Source organism: Nonomuraea insulae (genome assembly GCF_042656245.1).
Genome location: NZ_JBHSPA010000047.1, coordinates 135,001 through 155,041 on the forward strand (window position 1 = coordinate 135,001; position 20,041 = coordinate 155,041).

At 70.5% G+C, this 20,041-nt stretch carries 20 protein-coding genes; 11 read left to right on the forward strand and 9 right to left on the reverse strand.

Going from position 1 to position 20,041, the window contains the following annotated elements; translation table 11 throughout:
• Positions 1-147: 147 nt before the first annotated feature.
• On the forward strand, positions 148-1,434 hold the full coding sequence (aceA, locus tag ACFPZ3_RS37835; protein ID WP_379519146.1) for an isocitrate lyase: 1,287 nt from the start codon (positions 148-150) through the stop codon (positions 1,432-1,434).
• Positions 1,435-1,727: 293 nt separating this feature from the next.
• On the opposite strand, the gene ACFPZ3_RS37840 is transcribed toward aceA, so the two are convergent.
• On the reverse strand, positions 1,728-2,564 hold the full coding sequence (locus ACFPZ3_RS37840) for a siderophore-interacting protein (RefSeq protein WP_379519147.1): 837 nt from the start codon (positions 2,562-2,564) through the stop codon (positions 1,728-1,730).
• Between the two features lie 86 nt (positions 2,565-2,650).
• Positions 2,651-3,628: an alpha/beta hydrolase gene (locus ACFPZ3_RS37845; RefSeq protein ID WP_379519148.1), complete on the reverse strand. Its 978-nt coding sequence runs from the start codon at positions 3,626-3,628 to the stop codon at positions 2,651-2,653.
• A 334-nt stretch (positions 3,629-3,962) separates the two neighbouring features.
• On the opposite strand from ACFPZ3_RS37845, the gene ACFPZ3_RS37850 reads away from it, so the two are divergent.
• The 3 genes from ACFPZ3_RS37850 to ACFPZ3_RS37860 are packed head-to-tail and all read left to right on the forward strand — an operon-like array spanning position 3,963 to position 6,191.
• Positions 3,963-4,658: an ABC transporter permease gene (locus tag ACFPZ3_RS37850; protein WP_379519149.1), complete on the forward strand. Its 696-nt coding sequence runs from the start codon at positions 3,963-3,965 to the stop codon at positions 4,656-4,658.
• A complete protein-coding gene (locus ACFPZ3_RS37855; protein ID WP_379519150.1) occupies positions 4,651-5,439 on the forward strand; it encodes an ABC transporter permease in 789 nt (262 codons plus the stop codon). The genes ACFPZ3_RS37850 and ACFPZ3_RS37855 overlap by 8 nt, the downstream gene beginning before the upstream one ends.
• Before the next feature lie 5 nt (positions 5,440-5,444).
• Positions 5,445-6,191: an ABC transporter ATP-binding protein gene (locus ACFPZ3_RS37860; protein ID WP_379519230.1), complete on the forward strand. Its 747-nt coding sequence runs from the start codon at positions 5,445-5,447 to the stop codon at positions 6,189-6,191.
• A gap of 53 nt (positions 6,192-6,244) precedes the next feature.
• On the opposite strand, the gene ACFPZ3_RS37865 is transcribed toward ACFPZ3_RS37860, so the two are convergent.
• Positions 6,245-6,718 carry a hypothetical protein gene (locus ACFPZ3_RS37865; protein ID WP_379519151.1) on the reverse strand — a complete coding sequence of 158 codons (474 nt, stop codon included), beginning with the start codon at positions 6,716-6,718 and terminating at the stop codon, positions 6,245-6,247.
• Between the two features lie 153 nt (positions 6,719-6,871).
• Between ACFPZ3_RS37865 and ACFPZ3_RS37870 the strand changes: the two genes are divergently transcribed.
• Together ACFPZ3_RS37870 and ACFPZ3_RS37875 are read left to right on the forward strand one after the other, a co-directional pair.
• Entirely contained in the window at positions 6,872-7,414 is a 543-nt protein-coding gene (locus ACFPZ3_RS37870) for an MFS transporter (protein WP_379519152.1), read from the forward strand.
• A 49-nt stretch (positions 7,415-7,463) separates the two neighbouring features.
• The gene (locus tag ACFPZ3_RS37875) at positions 7,464-8,198 is read left to right on the forward strand and encodes a YcnI family copper-binding membrane protein (RefSeq protein ID WP_379519153.1); all 735 of its coding nucleotides are present in this window, start codon (positions 7,464-7,466) and stop codon (positions 8,196-8,198) included.
• 36 nt (positions 8,199-8,234) lie between these two features.
• Here ACFPZ3_RS37875 and ACFPZ3_RS37880 read toward each other — a convergent pair whose 3' ends face one another.
• From ACFPZ3_RS37880 to ACFPZ3_RS37895, 4 genes are all read right to left on the reverse strand, one after another.
• Positions 8,235-8,702, reverse strand: a complete 468-nt coding sequence (locus tag ACFPZ3_RS37880; protein WP_379519154.1) for a hypothetical protein — start codon at positions 8,700-8,702, stop codon at positions 8,235-8,237.
• 75 nt (positions 8,703-8,777) lie between these two features.
• Positions 8,778-9,731, reverse strand: coding sequence for an ABC transporter permease (locus ACFPZ3_RS37885; protein WP_379519155.1), 954 nt, complete (start codon positions 9,729-9,731; stop codon positions 8,778-8,780).
• Positions 9,718-10,692 carry an ABC transporter ATP-binding protein gene (locus ACFPZ3_RS37890; protein ID WP_379519156.1) on the reverse strand — a complete coding sequence of 325 codons (975 nt, stop codon included), beginning with the start codon at positions 10,690-10,692 and terminating at the stop codon, positions 9,718-9,720. The genes ACFPZ3_RS37885 and ACFPZ3_RS37890 overlap by 14 nt, the downstream gene beginning before the upstream one ends.
• Positions 10,689-11,852, reverse strand: a complete 1,164-nt coding sequence (locus ACFPZ3_RS37895; RefSeq protein ID WP_379519157.1) for a LolA family protein — start codon at positions 11,850-11,852, stop codon at positions 10,689-10,691. Before ACFPZ3_RS37895 ends, ACFPZ3_RS37890 begins: the two co-directional genes overlap by 4 nt.
• A gap of 127 nt (positions 11,853-11,979) precedes the next feature.
• On the opposite strand from ACFPZ3_RS37895, the gene ACFPZ3_RS37900 reads away from it, so the two are divergent.
• The 3 genes from ACFPZ3_RS37900 to ACFPZ3_RS37910 all read left to right on the forward strand — a co-directional run bounded on the left by ACFPZ3_RS37900 (position 11,980) and on the right by ACFPZ3_RS37910 (position 14,286).
• Positions 11,980-12,654, forward strand: coding sequence for a response regulator transcription factor (locus ACFPZ3_RS37900; RefSeq protein ID WP_379519158.1), 675 nt, complete (start codon positions 11,980-11,982; stop codon positions 12,652-12,654).
• Entirely contained in the window at positions 12,647-13,993 is a 1,347-nt protein-coding gene (locus ACFPZ3_RS37905) for a sensor histidine kinase (RefSeq protein ID WP_379519159.1), read from the forward strand. The genes ACFPZ3_RS37900 and ACFPZ3_RS37905 overlap by 8 nt, the downstream gene beginning before the upstream one ends.
• A gap of 71 nt (positions 13,994-14,064) precedes the next feature.
• A complete protein-coding gene (locus ACFPZ3_RS37910) occupies positions 14,065-14,286 on the forward strand; it encodes a hypothetical protein (protein WP_379519160.1) in 222 nt (73 codons plus the stop codon).
• A gap of 22 nt (positions 14,287-14,308) precedes the next feature.
• On the opposite strand, the gene ACFPZ3_RS37915 is transcribed toward ACFPZ3_RS37910, so the two are convergent.
• On the reverse strand, positions 14,309-15,178 hold the full coding sequence (locus tag ACFPZ3_RS37915) for a LysR family transcriptional regulator (protein ID WP_379519161.1): 870 nt from the start codon (positions 15,176-15,178) through the stop codon (positions 14,309-14,311).
• A gap of 528 nt (positions 15,179-15,706) precedes the next feature.
• Between ACFPZ3_RS37915 and ACFPZ3_RS37920 the strand changes: the two genes are divergently transcribed.
• Positions 15,707-16,705 (forward strand): neutral zinc metallopeptidase, encoded by a 999-nt coding sequence (locus ACFPZ3_RS37920; RefSeq protein WP_379519162.1) that lies wholly within the window; start codon positions 15,707-15,709, stop codon positions 16,703-16,705.
• A gap of 133 nt (positions 16,706-16,838) precedes the next feature.
• On the forward strand, positions 16,839-18,734 hold the full coding sequence (locus ACFPZ3_RS37925) for an LCP family protein (RefSeq protein WP_379519163.1): 1,896 nt from the start codon (positions 16,839-16,841) through the stop codon (positions 18,732-18,734).
• 64 nt (positions 18,735-18,798) lie between these two features.
• Here the strand turns inward: ACFPZ3_RS37925 and ACFPZ3_RS37930 are convergent, their stop codons facing one another.
• Positions 18,799-19,995: a cytochrome P450 family protein gene (locus ACFPZ3_RS37930; protein ID WP_379519164.1), complete on the reverse strand. Its 1,197-nt coding sequence runs from the start codon at positions 19,993-19,995 to the stop codon at positions 18,799-18,801.
• Positions 19,996-20,041 lie beyond the last annotated feature (46 nt).

Below are 20,041 nucleotides of genomic sequence, written 5' to 3' on the forward strand. Positions count from 1 at the left end.
TTGCGATTTCTTCACCGCTGAATACCCACCAGCAATACACAGACGCGGAAATATCGCGATTCTTCTCATCACTCCGCACTATTTGACCTCCCCTCCCAGGGCAGAGACTCGGCGTGAGCACCCAGGGGACGACAAAGGAGTGAAGCCATGATCGATCGCCTCAAGGGAGCTGCTGAGCAGCTACAGGACGAGTGGGACAACGACCCGCGCTGGGAGGGCGTCGAGCGCACCTACGGCCCCGAGGACGTGATCAGGTTGCGCGGCAGTGTCCAGGAGGAGCACACGCTGGCCCGGCTCGGCGCCGAGCGGCTGTGGAGCCTGCTGCACACCGAGGACTACGTCAGCTCCCTCGGCGCGCTCACCGGCAACCAGGCGGTGCAGCAGGTGAGGGCGGGCCTGAAGGCCATCTACCTGTCCGGCTGGCAGGTGGCCGCCGATGCGAACCTGGGCGGGCAGACCTACCCGGACCAGAGCCTTTACCCGGCCAACTCCGTGCCCGCCGTCGTGCGCCGCATCAACAACGCGCTGCTGCGCGCCGACCAGATCACCTGGTCGGAGGGTGACGGTGACGCTCCGTACTGGCTGGCGCCGATCGTGGCGGACGCGGAGGCCGGCTTCGGCGGCGTGCTCAACGCGTTCGAGCTGATGAAGGGCATGATCGCGGCGGGCGCCGCGGGTGTGCACTGGGAGGACCAGCTCGCCTCCGAGAAGAAGTGCGGTCATCTGGGCGGCAAGGTGCTGATCCCGACCGGCCAGCACATCAAGACCCTGAACGCCGCCCGCCTCGCCGCGGACGTCGCCGGAGTACCCTCGCTGATCGTCGCGCGGACCGACGCACAGGCCGCGACGCTCCTGACCAGCGACGTGGACCCGCGCGACCAGGCGTTCACCACCGGCGAGCGCACCGGCGAAGGCTTCTACCGGGTCAGGAACGGGCTGGAGGCGTGCGTGGCGCGCGGGCTGGCGTACGCGCCGTACTCCGACCTGCTCTGGATGGAGACCGGCACGCCCGACCTGGACGTCGCCCGCACGTTCGCCGAGGCGATCAAGGCCGAGTACCCGGACCAGATGCTCGCCTACAACTGCTCACCGTCGTTCAACTGGAAGAAGCACCTGGACGACTCGACGATCGCCAAGTTCCAGCGGGAGCTCGGGCACATGGGGTACAAGTTCCAGTTCATCACCCTGGCCGGGTTCCACTCGCTGAACTACGGCATGTTCGACCTGGCGCAGGGGTACGCGGCGGACGGGATGAGCGCGTACGTGGAGCTGCAGGAGGCCGAGTTCGCGGCCGAGGCGCGCGGCTACACCGCGACCAGGCACCAGCGCGAGGTCGGCACCGGCTACTTCGACCTGGTCAGCACGGCCGTCGCGCCCGACTCCTCGACGACCGCGCTCAAGGGCTCCACGGAAGAGGAGCAGTTCGCCCACTGATCACCCAGGCTCGCCGGCCACCTCCAGGGCATGGGATGGTTCCCCCGGCGAACGGGCCGCGTCGGCTCTCCCCCCAGCGGCCGGCGCGGCCCGGCATCATCCGCACGTCGTGATCACGGCGTCGGGGTGCCCATCGGGGTATCGGAGGCCGACGGGCCTGGGGACTCGGCCGGGCCGTCCTGCGGGATCGTGGTGATCGAGCCCGACGGCGGAGGCATTCCGCATGTCTTACATAAGGGGTATAGCAAGTAAGGCGATCACTCCCCCGGGTAAGCCCGGCGGGATACGTACGCTCAGGACGCGATCGCGGCGGCCTCCTCGGCCTCGACCCGGCGGTTCCAGTCACCCTTGACCGCCCGCCACGACTCATCGTCCACACCGACGCGCCAATATCCGGAAATGGACAGCCGGTCCATGGCGATCCCCCGCTCCAGGCGCAGGTGACGGCGAAGCTCCTTCACGAACCCCGCCTCTCCGTGCACGAACGCGTGCACGTCACCCTCGGGGAACTCCAGCGCCCGCACCGCCTCCACGAGTCCCTCGCCCACGGGCCGATCGCCCCGGTAGATCCAGGAGATCCGGACGTCGGCGACCGTGCTGAGCTTCTGCTCGTCCTCGGGTGCTTCCACCTCCACCAGCACGTGGGCCCGCGCGCTGACGGGGAGCGCCTCCAGCGAGGCCGCGATGGCCGGCAACACGCTCTCGTCGCCCACCAGGAGATGCCAGGCGGCCTCGGGGTCGGGCGCGTAGCCGCCGCCGGGGCCCAGCATGAGCAGCTCGTCACCGGGCACGGCGTGCTCGGCCCAAGGCCCGGCCAGGCCCTCGTCGCCGTGGACCACGAAGTCGAGGGTCAACTCCCTGGCGTCGGGATCCCAGGCGCGTACGGTGTAGGTCCGCAGCCGGGGCCACACCTCGCGCGGCATGGTCTCGCGGCAGGTCTTCACACTGAACGGCTCGGGGTACTCGACGCCCTCATACGGAAAGACAAGTTTCACATAATGGTCGGCGCATCCTGTGGTGGCGAAGTCGGCCAGCCCGTCGCCGCCGAGCACCACGCGTACCATGTGGCGTGAGATGCGTTCGGTCCGCTGGACGACACCCCGGTGATGATCTGTGCGCGTGTTCGCCATCGAACAGCCCCCCTGATCATGAAGGTTAGGTATACCTAACCTTACACGGTTCCCCGCCGCCGCGCGTAAATCAAGCACCCCAGAAGTTACGCAGCCACTGAATCTCCCATCGCCGCCGGTCGTTCGGCCACCGCACTCAGGAATTGCGACATATGCCGAAACGCCAGGCGCGCCTCGGGCAATACGTCCGCCAGGATCGGGAAGACGTGCGGCATCCTCGGCCATTCCTCATAACGGACCGGCACCCCCGCCAGCCGCGCCCGCTGGGCCACCCGCCTGGCCTCGTCCCGCAGCACCTCCGTCGACCCCGTCACGATCATGAGCGGCGGCAGCCCCGTGAAGTCCCCGTACACCGGCGACACGAGCGGATCCGACGGGTCCAGCCCGGAGGTCCACCGGCGCGCCAGCCAGCGCACCCGGCTGGCCGGCAACATGGGGTCCTGCCAGCGGTTCGCCCGGCGCGGCACATCGGTCAGGTCGGCCCACGGCGACAGGCAGATCGCCGCCGCGGGCAGCGGCAGCCCCCGGTCGCGCAGCGCCAGCAGGGCCGCGAGCGTCAGATGGCCGCCGGCGGAGTCTCCCGCCAGGATGACGTCCTCGGGCGCGTACCCGCGCCGCAGCAGGCAGTCGTAGGCCTCCAGCGCGTCGGCCAGCGAGTCCGCCAGTTTGTGCACCGGCCCCTGCCGGTAGTCGAGCGCCAGCACCGGCCGTCTGGCCACCAATGACAACCGCCACGTGATGGACCGGTGCGTACGCGGCGAGCACGAGAAGTAGCCGCCACCGTGGAAGTAGAGCACGACCTTGCGCTCGTCGAGCCCCTGACCGCCGCGCACCCACTCGCCGCCGCACGAGGAGAAGGCCGCGGGCACGATCGCGACGTGTTCGGGGTCGCGCACCGGGACCAGCCGCGAGAGTTCGCCGAGACGGGCTGCTCCGGACAGGGCGAGCGGATGACGCATCAGCAAGGTCGAAGCGGGCTTCACGGTCCCGCGCATGAGCCCGGTGAGCGCGCGAGCCTGCCAGCTCAAGGGGTACTCGGGTTTAACGTCCCTGTCGATCCTCATATCGACCCTCCGAGTACCGTTATTCCCTTTCCAGGCCGACCCTACCGGCCAGTAAGTAACTCATCTCTTACGCGGATATTTCGGCCCCATGACATCGACGCGATCCGGCCGAGCCGCGCCTCGTTTAACTCGTTGCGGATCGCCGACCCCGTAACGGATAATTTTCTGCTTCCCAACGGCCGACCCCTGCGCGGGTCCGTGCACGGTCCGTCACCGTGCTCTCACACCCCGGAGGTGCAAAACCATACCGCTCTATGGCCGGCTCGTCCGGTACGGCTTCCGCAAGCACGCCACCTACGTCTGGGCGGCGCTCGCCGGCGCGTTCACCAACAGCGTGTTCGGCATCCTGCGCGCCTACATCCTCATCGCGCTGTGGCAGGCCCGCCCCGGGCTGGCCGGCTACGACGTGACCGACGCCATCACCTTCTGCTTCGTCACCCAGGCGTTCATCGGCCCGATGCAGCTCTTCGGCGGCGGGCTGAGCATCCCCGAGCGCATCCGCACCGGTGACATCGCGCTCGACCTGGTCCGCCCCGCCTCGCTGCAACTGTGGACACTCGCCGAGGACGTGGGCAGGGCCTCCTACCTGTTCCTCGTCCGCGGCATCCCGCCCATGCTGCTCGGCGCCGCCGTGTTCGGCATCTACCTCCCCACCGACCCCGGCCAGTGGCTGGCGTTCGTGATCGGCTTCGCGATCGCCGTGGTGATCAGCTTCGGCTGGCGCTACCTGGTGGCGCTGTCGGTCTGCTGGCTGCTCGACGACCGCGGCATCGCGGTGTTGTCGCTGGTCCTGACCACGTTCTTCAGCGGCATGATGGTGCCGCTGCACCTGTTCCCCGGCTGGTTCGGCGAGCTGGCCAGGGCGCTGCCCTGGGCCGCCATGGTGCAACTGCCGACCGACCTCTACCTCGGCAAGGCCCCTGTGCTGGAGACGCTGGGCCTCCAGGCGTTCTGGGCCGCGGTCCTGATCGGGCTGGGCGCCCTCGGCACCAGGGCGATCCGCCACAAAGTGGTGATCCAGGGTGGTTAGGACCTACTTCCTGCTGCTGTGGACCTGGACGCGCGCCGCCGCCGCGTACCCCGCCTCGTTCGTGCTGATGATCGTGCTCGGCTTCGCCATCGCCTCGATGGACGTGGCCGTGATCCTGATCATCTTCGCCAACACCACCACCCTCGCCGGGTTCACCCGCGAGGAGGTCCTGCTGCTGTACGGCGCCGCGAACCTGTCGTTCACCTTCTGCGACACCTTCGTCAGCAACCTCGACCGGGTCAGCCAGCACATCAAGGCCGGCACCCTCGACACGGTGCTGATCAGGCCGGTCAGCGCGTGGATCCAGCTCACCGCCGACCGCTTCAACCCCACCCGCGTCGGCCGCATCCTGCAGGCCGGGCTCGTGCTCGGGTACGCCATCAGCTCGCTGGGCATCGACTGGCGGCACGCCTGGATGATCCCCGTCATGGTGGTCACCGGGATCGTCATCTTCGCCTCGTTGTGGACGATGGCGGGCGCGCTACAGTTCCTGCTGACCGACGCGCCCGAGGTGACCAGCTCCTTCACCTACGGCACCGCGCAGCTCACCCAGTATCCACTCAGCATCTACGCCCGCGACCTGGTCAAGGGCGTGACCTACGTGCTGCCGCTGGCCTTCGTCAACTGGCAGCCCGGCCTGTACGTCCTGGGCCGGGACGACCCCTTCGGCACGCCCGAGTTCATGCGGTTCGTCGGACCGGCCGCCGCGCTGGTCCTCGCCCTGCTGGCCGCGCTGGCCTGGCGGCAGGGAGTCCGGCACTACAGATCCACGGGGAGTTGAGCACATTGATCGAGCTTGACCGGGCTGGACGCTCGTTCAAGGTGCGGCGCAACGTCGTCCACGCCGTACACGACCTGTCGTTCACCGTGTCGGAGGGCGAGTTCGTCGGTTACCTCGGCCCGAACGGCGCGGGCAAGTCCACCACGATCAAGATGTTGTGCGGCATCCTGACGCCCACCTCGGGGAAGGTCCGGGTGGCCGGGCTGGATCCGTCGCGGCGGCGCACCACGCTGGCGCGGCGGATCGGGGTGGTGTTCGGGCAGCGCACGACCCTGTGGTGGGACCTGCCGCTGCGCGACAGCTTCGAGCTGATCCGGCACCTGTACAGGGTGGAGCGGGCCGCCTTCACCTCCCGGCTCGCCGAGCTGACCGAGACGCTCGACCTGAGTGAGTTCCTGCGCACGCCGGTGCGGCAGCTCAGCCTGGGGCAGCGGATGCGGGGCGACCTGGCGGCGGCCCTGCTGCACGCGCCCGACGTGCTGGTGCTCGACGAGCCGACGATCGGGCTCGACGTGGTCAGCAAGGCCAGCATCCGGGACTTCCTGCAGCGGCTGAACGCCGAGCGGGGCACGACCGTGTTGCTGACCACGCACGACCTGGGGGACATCGAGCGCCTGTGCCGCCGGGTCATGCTGATCGACCATGGGCGGCTGCAGTTCGACGGCACCCTCGACGACCTGATGGCCACGGCCCCCGACCAGTCCTCCATCGAGGACGTCGTCACCCGCCTCTACACCGGCACCGCCACCTGACCCTCGCGTGAGCCGACCGCCCCTCTTCTCCTGATTCTCCGGCGGAGGGGCGGTCAGTAGTAACTGCCCTCGGGCGTGGCCTCGTAGTCCTCGTCGAGGTCGTCGCGCTGGCGGGACCACCGCGACGGCATCAGCACGGGGATGAACAGGACCACGCCGAGCAGGGCGAACACGCCCGTGGTGAGCAGGGTCTTGTCGCCGAATCCGATGTCCCTGACGATCTGGTTGACCGACTGCTCGGCCGGGATGAGGGAGAGCGCCCGGTTCACGTCGAGCGCGTACACGACCGTCCAGGCCAGCAGCACCATGGACGGCACGAACGTCGCCAGCGGCGAGATCCGGCCTGCCGTCACGAGCCCGACGACCAGTCCGACGGCGGCCATCGCGCCCAGGGCGATCCACATCTTCTGACTGTCCGGCGGGGTCGCGGCCGCATTGCCGACGGCCTGCTGCACGGCCCAGCCACCGCCGCCGAGCAGTGCCGCCGTCACTACAAGGCCGATGAGGAAACCACCTAAGTGCCGCAACGTTCTCACCTCTATGTCAACGCGGTCGGCACGACCCTAGCGACAAATGCCATTTTCGGCCCAGGCATTGCGCAGTATTGGACTCGGGGATCGCGCAGCTTGGGTTCTCAGGGTCTCAAGACTCCCTGCCCCGTGAGAGCATGGGGCACACCCATGCGTGCTCATCTCCCCCTCAGGCTCGCGCGGACGGCCGCCTTCGCGGCTGTCTGTGTGACTCTGGCCGGGCTCGCCCACATTCTCGGCGGCGGCTCGGCGCCCGCGCCGTGGACCGCCGCTCTCGGGCTCGCGGGCGTGTCCGGGCTGGGGCTGGCGTTGTGCGGCAGGGAACGTTCGGCGGGCACGATCAACATGGTGCTGGTCGGGGCGCAACTCGGGCTGCACGAGCTGTTCGCGGGCGAGGGCGCCTCCTATGTCCTGGTGCACGGGCACACCCAGGGCGGCCTGGCCGTCAACGCCGGCATGTTGCTCACCCACCTGACCGCCACGGTCATCACGGGCCTGTGGTTGTCGCGCGGCGAGGCCGCGATCTGGTCGCTGCTGCGCCGCCTCGGCCGCCGGCTCCTCCTGCTCGCGCCGGTCGCCGTGCCCGTGCCCGTGCCGCCGGCTGACGCGCCGATCGTCTACACCAGGGTGGTCCCGCTGGGGCCGGACTTCCGGCACAGCGTGGCCAGGCGTGGTCCTCCACTTCCCGCCTGACCGTCTGACACCCCGTTTCATCCCCCCGATCACCAAGTGGAGCTCTCGCATGTCCTTCGTACGCCGCGCGGCGACCGTACTCGCCGCCACCACCGCCCTGACCGCCGGCCTGGCCCTGCCCGCGCTGGCCCACGTCTCCATCCAGCCGGGCACCGCCGAGCAGGGCGGATTCACCAAGATCGCCTTCCGGGTGCCCAACGAGCGCGACGACGCCTCGACCACCAAGATCGAGGTCTCCTTCCCCACCGACCACCCGCTGGCCTTCGTCTCCGTCAAGCCCGTGCCCGGGTGGAAGGTCAAGGTCACCGAGGGCAAACTGCCCGCGCCCGTCAAGACCGAGTACGGCGACCTGGAAGAGGCCGTCACCAAGGTCGTCTGGGAGGGCGGCAAGGTCAATCCCGGGGAGTTCCAGGAGTTCGAGGTGTCCATGGGGCAGTTGCCCAAGGACGTGGACTCGCTGACGTTCCCGACGAAGCAGACCTACTCGGGCGGCGAGGTCGTGAACTGGGCGGACGCCCCGAAGACCGACGGCACCGAGGCCGAGCACCCGGTGCCGGTGCTCAAGCTGACGCCCGCCACCGATGACGGCGACGCGCACGCCACGGCCTCTGCCTCGGCCGGCGCCGCCCCCGCCGCCGCCGCCGTCCCGTCGGTGACGCCGGTGGCCGCCGCGTCCTCCTCGTCCGACGGCACGGCCCGGCTGCTCGGCGGGGCCGGGCTGGTGGTCGGCGTCATCGGCGTGGTGGTCGGCTTCCTGGGCCTGCGCCGCCGCACCTCCGCCTGATCCTCCGCGCTCCGGGATGCTGGTTCAGCAGGTCGCTCAGCTCCGCTCCGGTGAGCGGGCGGGCCCCTGACGACGGCATCCCGGAGCGTCTCCACGGGCACCGCGTCGCAGGCGCCACCCGGCGAGGATCGCCGCGCTCAGCCCGAACCCGGCGCCGCCCGCGACCAACGCCGGCAACGTCGCGCCCGGCCCCGGCGAGAGCCCGAGCTTGCTGTACATCGCCAGGCCGAACCCCCAGGCGGCGATGCCCCCGGCGAACACCAGGATCGCCCACCAGACCCGCCAGCCCCACTCCGACGTGAGCCCCGTCGTCCCTCTCGACGCTCCCGCCAGCAGGAACAGCAGCCCCACCGCGCCCAGCGCGATCGCCACACCGGCGAGCTGGAGGCCGATCACACCGCCCATCAGGGCCCCGTGGACGACCCCGTAGAAGAACACGGGGGCGATGATCACACCTGCGGCCCACGCCAGCCCGATCTGCACCGCGACTCGTCTGCCGTCCATCGCCACCACCGTCCGGCCGGGATCCTGCCATCGGGTGGTGTGACGCCCCGCGCCCTGACAACGTTCGGGCCGTTGTCAGGACGTGATGTCCTTGCCGGAGAACCGTGCCCAGGCGATCGACCCGAACAACACGATGTACGCCCCGAACGCCAGCAACCCCTCCCCCAGCGCTCCCATGTCGACGGGACTGCGCAGCACCGCGTCGAAGTTCGTGAACCAGGTCGGCAGCAGGTACGGGGTGATCGCGCCGAGTTCGGGGATGGCCCGCAGCACCTGGCAGACGATGACCAGCACCATGGTGCCCGCGATGGCCCCGATGGGCACCTCGGTGAACGTGGACAGCGCCAGCGCGATCGCGGCCAGGGCGGCCATGGCGGCGCCCACGTACCCGACCGCGATGGCGATCCGCACGAGCCCGTCGGCCATGGAGATGGTGTTGCCCGACAGCAGCGTCACATCCCCGGCCGGGAACAGGATCAGGCCGGTCACCAGCGCGGACAGCGCCACCACCGCCGTCACCGCGTACCCGTAGACGGCCGCGTTGAGGTATTTGACCGCCAGCAGCCTGGTCCGGCCCGCCGGCGCGGCCAGCAGGTAGCGCAGCGTGCCGCCGCCGGCCTCCCCCGCGATCGCGTCGCCCGCCACCACGCTCACGGCCACGGGCATCAGCAGCAGCACCAGGAACGAGAACGAGACGAACGTCAGCATGAGGCTGTTGCCGGCGACGTCCTGGATGAGCCCGCTCATCTCGTCGTCGCCCGAGCCGACGACACGCAGGGCGACGCCGACGACGATCGGCACGACCGCGAGCACGGCCAGCATCACCAGGTTGCGCGGGCGGCGGAAGGTCAGGCCCAGCTCCGAGCCGAGCAGCCGCCAGAAGGCCCACGCCGCCCTGCCGGCCGGCTGGGGCGCGGAGACCGGCGGCTCGGGAGCCTGCCGTTCTGTGGTGCGCATGGTCTCCGACACCGGTACGAGCCCTGGTGTCCGCCGCGTGGCCGTCGAAGTCGCGCTCTCAGCCGTCGACATCGAAGCCCTCCCCTGTCAGTCCCACGAAAACGTCCTCAAGGCTCGGCCGTACCACGGCCAGCCCCCGTACGGCCACGCCGTCCTCCACCAGGACGGCGTTGATCTTCTCCGGCGCGTGCCCGCCCAGCTCCGCCGTGACCTGCGCGCCGTCCGTGCGCACGTCGGCCAGGCCGAGGCCGCCGAGCACGCGCGCGGCCCCCGCCGCGTCGGTCGTCTCCACCCTGATCCTGGCGACCAGGCCGCCGTTGAGCGAGGCGATGGTGCCCTGGGCGACGAGCTGCCCGGTACGCATGATCGCGGCGTGCGTGCACATCTGCTCGACCTCGGCCAGCAGGTGCGAGGAGACGAACACCGTGGTGCCGTCCGCGGCGATCTCCTTGACCAGCGCGCGCACCTCGCGCGTGCCCTGCGGGTCGAGCCCGTTGGTCGGCTCGTCCAGGACGAGCAGCTCGCGCGGCCCGAGCAGGGCGGCGGCGATGGCCAGGCGCTGGCGCATGCCGAGCGAGTAGTTGCGGTAGCGCTTGCCGGCGGCGGCCGCCAGGCCCACCCGTTCGAGCGCGCCGGAGATGCGCTGCTTGGCGGTGCCGCGCCGCGCGGTCGGGTCGGCGGAGTCGAAGCGCATCAGGTTGGCCGTGCCCGACAGGTACGGGTAGAAGGCCGGCCCTTCGACCAGCGCGCCCACCTTGGGCAGGGCCTGCGGCAACGGCAGCCCGAGCACGGAGTATTCGCCCGCCGTGGGGGCCACCAGGCCGAGCAGCATGCGGATGGTGGTGGTCTTGCCCGAGCCGTTGGGCCCGAGGAAGCCGAACACCGAGCCGCGCGGCACCGCCAGGTCGAGCGCGTCCACGGCGACCTGGCCGCCGCGGAAGCGCTTGGTCAGCCCCTCGGTGACGATCGCGGCGTCCCCGGAGGGCGGGGCCGCCCCGAAGGGCGCCCCCGCTTCCTGTGTGACGACGGTCACTTGAGGCCCGCCGCCTTGGTGATCTCCTCCGGGGTGACCGCGCCGACCAGAAGGCGGCCGTCGTCGGTCAGCAGGGCCGTGACGAGCTTGGTCCTGATCAACCTGCCCGAGCCCCACGTGCCGCTCACCGGGGTGGCGGACTTGAGCACGCTGTTCACCAGCGCCTGGGGATCGCCGCCGCCGCCGAAGCGGTCGCCGCCGCCCTCGGGCGTCTCGGCCGGCTTGGCCGTCAGGTCGGACTGGTTGAACGGGAGGACCGCCACGGTCGCCCATCCGTCGCCGACGACCTTCGCCCTGCCCGCGACGTCCTTGGCGTGCTCGGCCCGCTCCTCCGCCTGCCGGCCGACGCTCTCCTCCCCGCCGATGGTCTGCTCCTCCACCTTGGCGCCCGCGGGCGGGGTGAAGGTGAAGTTCTCGGCCGCCGGGGGCGTGAAGGTGACCTGGGTGAAGCCGACCTGGTAGGCCGGCTCGGCCGAGCCCTTGGCGTAGACCTGGACCTGGAGGGGGACGTACGTCTCGCCGTCGAGCGCGATGCGTACCTCCTGCACCAGGGAGCCCTCCTCCTTGGGCGCGAGCACGAGCTGGTAGACCGGGCGGCCCGCCACCTCCGCCGTGTTGATCACGCGGACGGCGGTGTGCTCGTCGGCGGACCTCAGCAGCCGCTCGGCCATCTGCTGCGGCGTCAGGTCGGTCTGCTGCGGCACCGGGGTGTGCTGTCCCTCGCGGGCCCCCGGCTTGATGGTCAGCTTGGTGGCGGTGTTGGTGGAGCTGTCCCAGTACCAGGCCTGGCCGCCGTTCAGGATCAGGTTGGTCTCGTTGAGCTGGGTCGGCATGGCCACGCGCAGCTTGTCGGACGCGCCGTACCAGACCTTCACCTCGTGCGAGCCGGACAGCAGGCTCAGCGGCGAGGCCGAGCCGGTCTGCGGCAGCGCCGGCAGGCCGAGCGAGGCCGTCTGCTGAACGGTGCCCGACATCGGCGGGATGCCGCCCTCCTTGCTGGTGGCCGCCACGGCGTCGGCGAGCAGTTGCTCGGCTGAGCGCTCCGGCAGCGTGGGCTCGCCGCTCACCGCGGCGATGACCGGACCGGCGCCGATGGCGGCGCCGATCACAGCGGCGGCCGCGATCGGGACCCCCCACCTCACGAACGTGCCTCTACGCATTTCACTCCCTAACGGTATGTCGATGCTCAGAGCCTGCGTCACGGATCCTGTGGTGGACCTGAGACAGTCTGAGATGGCTCTCAGGCTTCTCAGCGTTGTCTCAGGGCGAGAACGGGAGAATTGCCACATGAGAGTACTGGTCGTCGAGGACGAACGCCGGATGGCCGCCGCGCTCCAGCGGGGGCTCCAGGCCGAGGGGTTCGCGGTGGACCTCGCCCACGACGGCGAGGAGGGGCTCCACGCGGCGAGGCAGGGCGACTACGACATCGTGGTGCTCGACATCATGTTGCCCAGGCTGTCGGGCTACAACGTGTGCAAGCAGCTGCGCGCCGAGGAGAACTGGGTGCCGATCCTGATGTTGTCGGCCAAGGACGGCGAGTACGACATGGCCGACGGGCTGGACCTGGGGGCCGACGACTACCTGACCAAGCCGTTCTCGTACGTGGTGCTGGTGGCCCGGCTGCGGGCGCTCTTGCGGCGCGACGCGGGGCGGCGGCCGTCGGTGCTGCTGGCCGGCGACCTGTCGCTGGACCCGGCCCGGCGCCGGGTGGAGCGGGGCGAGAACGCGATCGAGCTGACGCCGCGGGAGTTCGCGCTGCTGGAATACCTGATGCGCCGGCGGGACGAAGTGGTGTCGAAGTCGGAGATCCTGGAGCACGTGTGGGACACCTTCGACACCGACCCGAACGTGGTCGAGGTGTACGTCGGCTACCTGCGCCGCAAGATCGACGCCCCCTACTCCAGGAACGCGCTGCAGACCGTGCGCGGGGCTGGTTACCGGCTGGCGGGCGACGGTGGCTGATTCTCCCCTGGTCTGGTGGCGGCGGCAGGGGCTGCGCTTCCGCCTCACGGTGGCCGCCGCCGCGGTGCTCGCGCTGGCGCTGGCCCTGTCGGCGTCGGTGCTGGTCAGCGTGCTGGACCGGGCCCTGATGGACACGGTGGACGAGTCCACCAGGCAGCAGGCGCAGGCCGTGCGCGTCGCGGCCGACGCGGGCACGCTGACCAGCCCGATCAGCACGCACGACGGCACGATCGTGCAGGTCATCGACGCGCGGGGGCGGATCACGCACGTCACCTACGGCGCCGACCGGCTGGTGCCGCTGCTGGACGCCGCGGCCAGGGCGAAGGTGCTGACACACGGGAAGGCGACGCTGCTGGATGGGCGGCCGTACGCCATCCCCGGGTTCCTGCGGGTCATCGTGCTGAGCGCGGACCGGGGGCAGACGGTGGTGGCGGCCCGGCCGATCGGCGAGATCCAGACGAGCCTCGGCACGGCCGGGCGGGTGCTGCTGGTCGGCACGCCGGCGCTGGTCGTGCTGCTGGCGGTGGCGAGCTGGCTGATGATCGGCCGTACGCTGCGCCCGATCACGGCGCTGCGCAGGGGCGCGGCGGACATCACGCACACGGCCAGGTCGCGCCGGCTGCCGGTGCCGCAGTCGCGTGACGAGGTGCAGTCGCTGGCCACCACGCTCAACGACATGCTGGCCCGGCTGGAGGAGGCCGAGCAGCGCCAGCGGGCGCTGGTCTCCGACGCCGCGCACGAGTTGCGCAGCCCGCTGGCCAGCATCCGCCTGCAACTGGAGGTGGCGCTCGGGCATCCCGACGGCCAGGACTGGCAGGAGACCGCGGAGGGCGTGCTGGAGGACACGATGCGGCTGTCCCGGCTGGCCGAGGACCTGCTCGCGCTGGCCAGGCTGGACGAGCGCGGCGGCGTGCCCGCGCGGCGCGAGCCGGTCGACCTCGACGAGGTGGTGCGCCAGACCGTGGACCGCTACGCCGAGGCCCGCCTGACGGTCTGCGACCCGGTCGTGGTCCGCGGCGACGCCCTCGATCTGAGCCGGGTGCTGACCAACCTCATGGACAACGCCGTACGCCACACCGCCTCCAAGGTCGAGGTGGCGCTGACCGCGGACGGCGTGCTGACGGTCACCGACGACGGCCCCGGCGTTCCCGCGCAGGATCGCGAGCGCGTCTTCAACCGCTTCACCCGGCTCGACTCGGGGCGCAGCCGGGACGAGGGCGGCACGGGGCTGGGGCTGGCCATCGTGCGGGAGACCGTGCGCGCGCACGGCGGCACGGTGTTCCTGGAGGACGCGGCGCCGGGGCTGCGGGCCGTGGTGCGGCTGCCGGTGGAGCGCTGACCCATACCGCTTTGTGTCCCTTGGGGGGCGGGGCCCTGGTCATCGCTCTCGTGGCGTGTTACGCACGGAAGATGCGTGCCAAGCGCCCCGCGGGCCCCGAGGCCCTGAGTGCCGCCTCCGGCGATCCGACAGGCGCCCTGCACCGAATTGAGGCTGTCGGTACCAGGACGCTCATCGCGAGGGACGGCCTGTTCACGCCGACGGGCGTGGCGGCCGGGCCGGACGGTGCCTCTTACGTGCCCGGCAAGGGCACGCCGGCGGGTTCCGGGGAGGTGTTGCGTATCGGGGGGTGAGAGTGGATCGTTCCGAATCTGGTCAGGCCGCTGTCCCCTTTTCTGCCGTGCTCAGGAAGTCCTGGGCGATGAGCGGCAGGCGACGGCGGGCGTGCACGACGGCGATGACGCGACGCACCGCGGGTTCGAGCGAGCGCACCACGAGGCCCGCGCGTCCGGCCTGTTCTGCCATGCCGCGGAACCACAACAACGATGCCTGTCCCGCGCGTACGGCGTTGAGCCAGCCGTTGCGTTCGTCGGTTTCGAGCACGACCACCGGGGTGACCGCGTACTTGCCGAACATCGCGTCGAGCTCTCTGCGCCGCATGCTGCCGCGGGCGGGAAGCGCCAGGCGCATGCCGTGCAGCTTGCCCATCGGCACGGGGTTGGGCAGTTCGAGGCCTGGTGGGGAGATCAGGACGATCTCCTGGCGTTCGAGTGGATGGGTGATGAGATCGGTGGGCACGGGAAGATCCGTGAGACCGAGGTCGGCCCGCTGATCCCTGATGGCGCTGACGACACCGTCTCGGCCGTCGCAGCGCACGATGTGCACGCGTACTCCCGGGTGCTCGGCCGCGTAGGCGGGCAACAGCCGTCCCGCGAGGCCGGGTTCGAGGCTCGGGGTGGCGGCTATGCGCAGTTCCGCCTCCGTTACCGTGCTCTGGTTGGCCAGGCCCTCGATCTCGTGAACCGCGTCGAGTGCCTCCCTCGCCAGCTTGACCACCCGGCGTCCCTGCGCGGTGACGACCACCCCGCGTCCGGAACGGGCGAACAATGTCATGCCGAGCTCGCGCTCAAGATCGCGGATCGCGCGGGAAAGCGCAGGCTGCGCGATGTAGAGCGATCTGGCCGCGTCGGTCATGGTGCGGTGCTCCGCAGTCGCGACCACATAGCGGAGCTGCTGGAGATTCATGCCACTGAAGCTAAGACACCGCCCGCCGCCGGGACCGGGAGATAACCGAGATCACCTCGAATGATTTCGGACTGTAACCGTGCGCTGCTACATCCGTGACGGGTGAGAAATCAGTATGCTTTTGCCCCAAATTTGGCAAGGGTCCGTCAAGTCGCGGCGCAAAGCCGTGCAAACAGACAACCGGGTGAACGGGGAGACACGGTGACAGGGAACGGGCAATATCCACCCCCGCCACAAGGGCCAGGACAGCCACACCGGCCACCCTCGTTGCCGTGGCCGCCGCCGGGTTACCGGCAGCCGCAGCCTCAGGGCGGGGGCCAGGGGAACCCGTACCCGCAACCGCCGCAGCCCCCTCCTCCGCCGCCGCCTCGGGGGAACCAGTACCAGCCGCAGTATCCGCAACAGTATCCGCAGCCGCCGTATGGGCAGCCCCCGTACCGGCAGCAGCCGCCCCCGCCTCCCCCGCCGATGCCGCCGCCCATGCCGCCGCGCCAGTGGGGGCCTCCGCCGCCGCGCAGGAAGTCGGGGATGGGCGTCATCGGGGTGCTCGGCGCCGTGTTCGGGTCGCTGGCCGCGTTGTTCGTGATGATCGTCATCGGCGCGGCGGTGATCGGCAGCTCGTCGAGCTCCGACACCTCCAACCCGGTGGCCATCCCGACGTACGACGCGTCGGACGAGCCCTCCTACGAGCCGTCGGAGGAGCCTTCCGAGAGCTCCGAGCCCACTCCGTCCAGGAGCGAGGAGCCCACCCAGCAGCCGACCCGGGAGGAGGAGCCGGACACGACGGTCACGCTCAACACGAGCCTGAAGAACAACACCATGTACAGGGCCGGCACGCTGCCCAGGCTCACGTGCCAGGGCGGCAACGCGAGCATCTTCAACCACAGTCAGCTCAAGGCGCTGATCCTGAAGACCGGCAACTGCATGAGCAAGGCGTGGAAGCCGATCCTGGAGAAGCAGGGCTTCCAGTTCAGCTCGCCCAACTACGCCATCGCGGCCAAGGGCGGCAGGGGCGCCTGCGGGGACTATCCGTCGGCGGGGAGCATGGTGCCGTACTACTGCCCGCGCAACAACACGATCTACGCCTCGACCTCGGCCATGGCCAGGGGCAACGGCAACGCCCGCGGGTACGGCCAGATCATCACCTGGCACGGCGGCATCATCAGCATGATGGCCCACGAGTACGGCCACCATGTCCAGAACATCACGGGCCTGACGAACGCGTGGTGGAGCTCGACGCTGGACTCCAGCAGCCAGAGCGGCAAGCTGGCGCTCAGCCGGCGACTGGAGTTGCAGGCGACCTGCTTCGCCGGCATGTGGATGCGGTCGGTGGCCTCGTCGTACCCGGTGAGCACGTCCGCCAGGAGCCGCCTCTATTGGTTCTACGGTCAGGTGGGCGATTACCCGGGCTGGCCACGCGATCACGGCAAGCCGGTGAACAACAATCGGTGGTTCCGGCAGGGGTGGGAGAGGGACAAGGCGTACCAGTGCAATACATGGGCCGCGTCGTCCTCGACGGTCTCCTGATAGACGCGTGGTGTTCATCTCAGCTTGAGCACATGTCTCTGATGTCCAGTTATGGGGACTAGACTCCTGGCAATCTTGTGCCCATCGGGGGGCAAACGTCAGTTTTGCCTGGTAGGTGTGTAAGGAGCCGGGTGTGAGCAAACGTGACGGGGTGGACAACGTGCCGGGAGACGGGAAACGACGCCCTACGCGACGATCCCGCCCTGGCGCCAAGCCCGCTTCCGGCGCCGCCAAGCCCGATCCGGGCTCCGTCGGCGACCCCGGCAGGTCCTCTTCTGACTCGCCGCGCTCCGGCAAATCGGGCGCGGGCCCGGCCGGGCCACGCTCAGGGAAGTCCGGCTCCGCGGCTCCGCGCCCCGGGAAGTCCGAGCCTTCGGCGTCGCGCTCCAGCCGGTCCGAGCCCCCGGCGTCGCGTTCCGGTCAGTCCGGATCCTCAGCGCCGCGCTCCGGTCAATCCGGGCCCTCGGCGTCGCGTTCCGGCCGGTCCGGGCCCCCGCCTTCGCGTTCTGGTAAGTCCGGCGGCCCCACGGCGCCACGTTCCGGCAAGCGCGGCCCGGGATCGGCCGCGCCACGCTTCGCCAAGCCGCTGACGACCGGCTCCATCCTGGGCTGGACCGCTCTGTCCGCCATCGTGCCCGGCGCCGCTCACCTGCGGGCCGGGCATCGCCGTACCGGGCTGGTGCTGGTCAGCCTGTACGCGGTGCTGGTGCTGGCGGTCCTCGCCTACGGACTGGTCGTGGCCGACGACCTGTCGAACGCCGCCGCCTTCGCCGACGACGGGATGATGGTCGCGGTGGTCGTCATCGCCTCGCTGGGCGCGCTGGCGTGGTTCGCGCTGCTGGTGACCTCGTACGTGGCACTGGGCCCCAACAGGCTGCCCCAGCAGGGCCAGATGGTGACCGGCATCGTGGTGGGCGTGTTGTGCGTGGCGGTCATGTCGCCGTTCGCCCTGGCCGCCAGCAGCACACTGACCGTGCGGGACACACTCGGGGGCATCTTCCCCTCCGAGCCCGACTCCGACCAGCCCACCGTGGCCCAGAACCCCGAGGACCCGTGGGACGGCAAGGACCGGGTGAACTTCCTGCTGATCGGCGGTGACGCGGCCGGCAACCGTACCGGTGTGCGTACCGACAGCATGAACGTGGCCAGCGTCGACCTCAAGACCGGCTCCACCGTCCTGTTCAGCCTCCCGCGCAACCTCCAGCACGTACGCTTCCCGACCACCTCCCCGCTGCACAAGCAGTTCCCGAACGGCTTCATGGCCGACCTGCCCAACGGCGGCCTGCTCAACGAGGTCTGGCAGTACGCCAACGACAACCCGCAGATCGCGGGCGGCAAGAACAAGGGCCCGCGCGCCCTGATGGACGCCATCGGCTACACCCTGAACCTCAAGATCGACTACTACATGCTCATGAACATGTACGGCTTCGCCGACCTCGTGGACGCCATCGGCGGCCTCAAGATCAAGGTGGAGCAGGACGTCAAGTGGGGCGGCCACTTCGGCACTGCGGGCACTATCAAGGCGGGCTACCGCAAGCTGTCCGGCGAGCAGGCCCTCTGGTACGGCCGCTCCCGGGTCGGCAGCGACGACTTCTCCCGCATGGCCCGCCAGCGCTGCGTCATCGGCGCCTTCGCCCAGCAGGCCACACCCACCGTGATCCTCTCCCGGTTCAACAAGATCGCCGGGGCGGCCAAGAAGCTGGCCCAGACGAACATCCCCAGGCACCTGGTGTCTCCGCTGGTGGAGCTGGCCGTCAAGGTCAAGGACGCCAAGATCACCAGCCTTCAGTTCGTGCCGCCGGACTTCTACTCCGGCCGCCCGGACTGGGCCAAGATCCGTACGGCCACGAAGAAGGCGCTCAACGACTCGCGCCGGCCCGCCCGCCAGGCGCAGACGGCCGGCGTGAGCGCCTCGCCCAGCGTCACGGGCTCGACCCCGGTGAAGACCCGCGCGGCCGCTCCCACCCAGACGCCCACCCAGAACACCCAGAAGAACGCCGGAACCATCGACGACCTCTGCGGCCTCTGACCCGCAAGGCCCCTGCGGGAGGGGGCGGGCCGCCCAGGGGCGGGCTGAGGGCGAAGCGGGGTGGTCAGGCGGTGAAGGTCACGGGGAGGTGGAGCGGGCCGCGTACCGTGAGGCTGGAGCGCCACCGCAGCCGCTCAGGCGGGACGGCGAGGGCGAGGTCCGGCAGGCGGATGAGCTCGGACAGGGCGGCGCGGCCGACGATGCGGGCCAGCAGGGCGCCCAGGCAGTAGTGCGGCCCGTGGCCGAAGCTCACGTGAGCGTTGTCCGATCGGGTGAGGTCGGGACAGTCCGGCGAGGGGAAGCGGCCGGGGTCGCGGTTGGCGGCGGCCAGGGCCACCAGGATCGGCTGCCCGGCCGGCAGGAGGGTGCCGCCCAGCACCACCGGCTCCAGCGCGAAGCGCCACGTGGCCAGCTCGACCGGGCTGTCGTAGCGCAGCAACTCCTCCACGGCGTCGTCGATCAGCGAAGGACGGGAGCGCAGCAGGTCGAGCTGGCCGGGGTGCCGCAACAGGGTGTACGCCCCGAGCGCGATCAGGCTGACGGTCGTCTCGTAGCCGGCCACGAGCAGCAGGAAGATCATTGAAAGCAGCGCGTCCTCGCTCACCCGCTCCTCCAGGGTGATCGCGCTGATGACGTCGTCCCCGGGCTCCCGAAGCTTGCCCGCGACCAGCCCTCGCGCGTACAGAGTCAGCTCCCGCAGCGCCGCCGGCCGGGCGCCCGCGTCGGTGGCCGAGGAGGACACCACGGCGGTGGTCCAGCCCTGGAAGTCGGCACGGTCGGCCTCGGGCACCCCCAGCACGTCGCAGATCACGGCGGACTGCAGCGGCGAGGCGAAATCGGCGACCAGATCGGCCCCGGGCGGCAACCCGGCGGCGAGCGTGCGCGCGTGGGCCTCGATCCCCGGCCGCAGCCCCGCCAGCCGCCGCGGCGTGAAGAACCCGGAGACCAGCCGCCGCAGCCGGGTGTGCTCGGGCGGATCGGTGGTGAGCAGGTGGGTGCCCAGCCCGGAGCGATCCTCCAGCGGCCGCCCGCGCCCCGCCTCCTGCCAGTCGGCGGGCGCGTTGCGCGGGTCCTTGCTCAGCCTCGGGTCGGCGAGCGCGGCGCGGGCGTCGTCGTAACGGGTCACGAGCCACCCGTACAGGCCGCTGCGCAGTCGCACCAGGTGGGGGGCGCCGGACGACCGCAGCCGGGCGTAGGCGGGATAGGGATCGGCGAGCAGCCCTTCGTGGCCGGGCAACATCTCCTCCAGCATGGATCCCATCCTGGTACAAGGGGACGGGCGGCGGGCCGGCCCCGCCGCCCGCGTG

Bases quoted from the DNA above. Each gene is read 5' to 3' on its own strand.
- aceA (WP_379519146.1), top strand. From the start codon at position 148: ATGATCGATCGCCTCAAGGGAGCTGCTGAGCAGCTACAGGACGAGTGG.
- ACFPZ3_RS37840 (WP_379519147.1), bottom strand. From the start codon at position 2,564: ATGGCGAACACGCGCACAGATCATCACCGGGGTGTCGTCCAGCGGACC.
- ACFPZ3_RS37845 (WP_379519148.1), bottom strand. From the start codon at position 3,628: ATGAGGATCGACAGGGACGTTAAACCCGAGTACCCCTTGAGCTGGCAG.
- ACFPZ3_RS37870 (WP_379519152.1), top strand. From the start codon at position 6,872: ATGCGTGCTCATCTCCCCCTCAGGCTCGCGCGGACGGCCGCCTTCGCG.
- ACFPZ3_RS37875 (WP_379519153.1), top strand. From the start codon at position 7,464: ATGTCCTTCGTACGCCGCGCGGCGACCGTACTCGCCGCCACCACCGCC.
- ACFPZ3_RS37880 (WP_379519154.1), bottom strand. From the start codon at position 8,702: ATGGACGGCAGACGAGTCGCGGTGCAGATCGGGCTGGCGTGGGCCGCA.
- ACFPZ3_RS37885 (WP_379519155.1), bottom strand. From the start codon at position 9,731: ATGTCGACGGCTGAGAGCGCGACTTCGACGGCCACGCGGCGGACACCA.
- ACFPZ3_RS37895 (WP_379519157.1), bottom strand. From the start codon at position 11,852: ATGCGTAGAGGCACGTTCGTGAGGTGGGGGGTCCCGATCGCGGCCGCC.
- ACFPZ3_RS37900 (WP_379519158.1), top strand. From the start codon at position 11,980: ATGAGAGTACTGGTCGTCGAGGACGAACGCCGGATGGCCGCCGCGCTC.
- ACFPZ3_RS37910 (WP_379519160.1), top strand. From the start codon at position 14,065: ATGCGTGCCAAGCGCCCCGCGGGCCCCGAGGCCCTGAGTGCCGCCTCC.
- ACFPZ3_RS37915 (WP_379519161.1), bottom strand. From the start codon at position 15,178: ATGAATCTCCAGCAGCTCCGCTATGTGGTCGCGACTGCGGAGCACCGC.
- ACFPZ3_RS37920 (WP_379519162.1), top strand. From the start codon at position 15,707: ATGGGCGTCATCGGGGTGCTCGGCGCCGTGTTCGGGTCGCTGGCCGCG.
- ACFPZ3_RS37930 (WP_379519164.1), bottom strand. From the start codon at position 19,995: ATGGGATCCATGCTGGAGGAGATGTTGCCCGGCCACGAAGGGCTGCTC.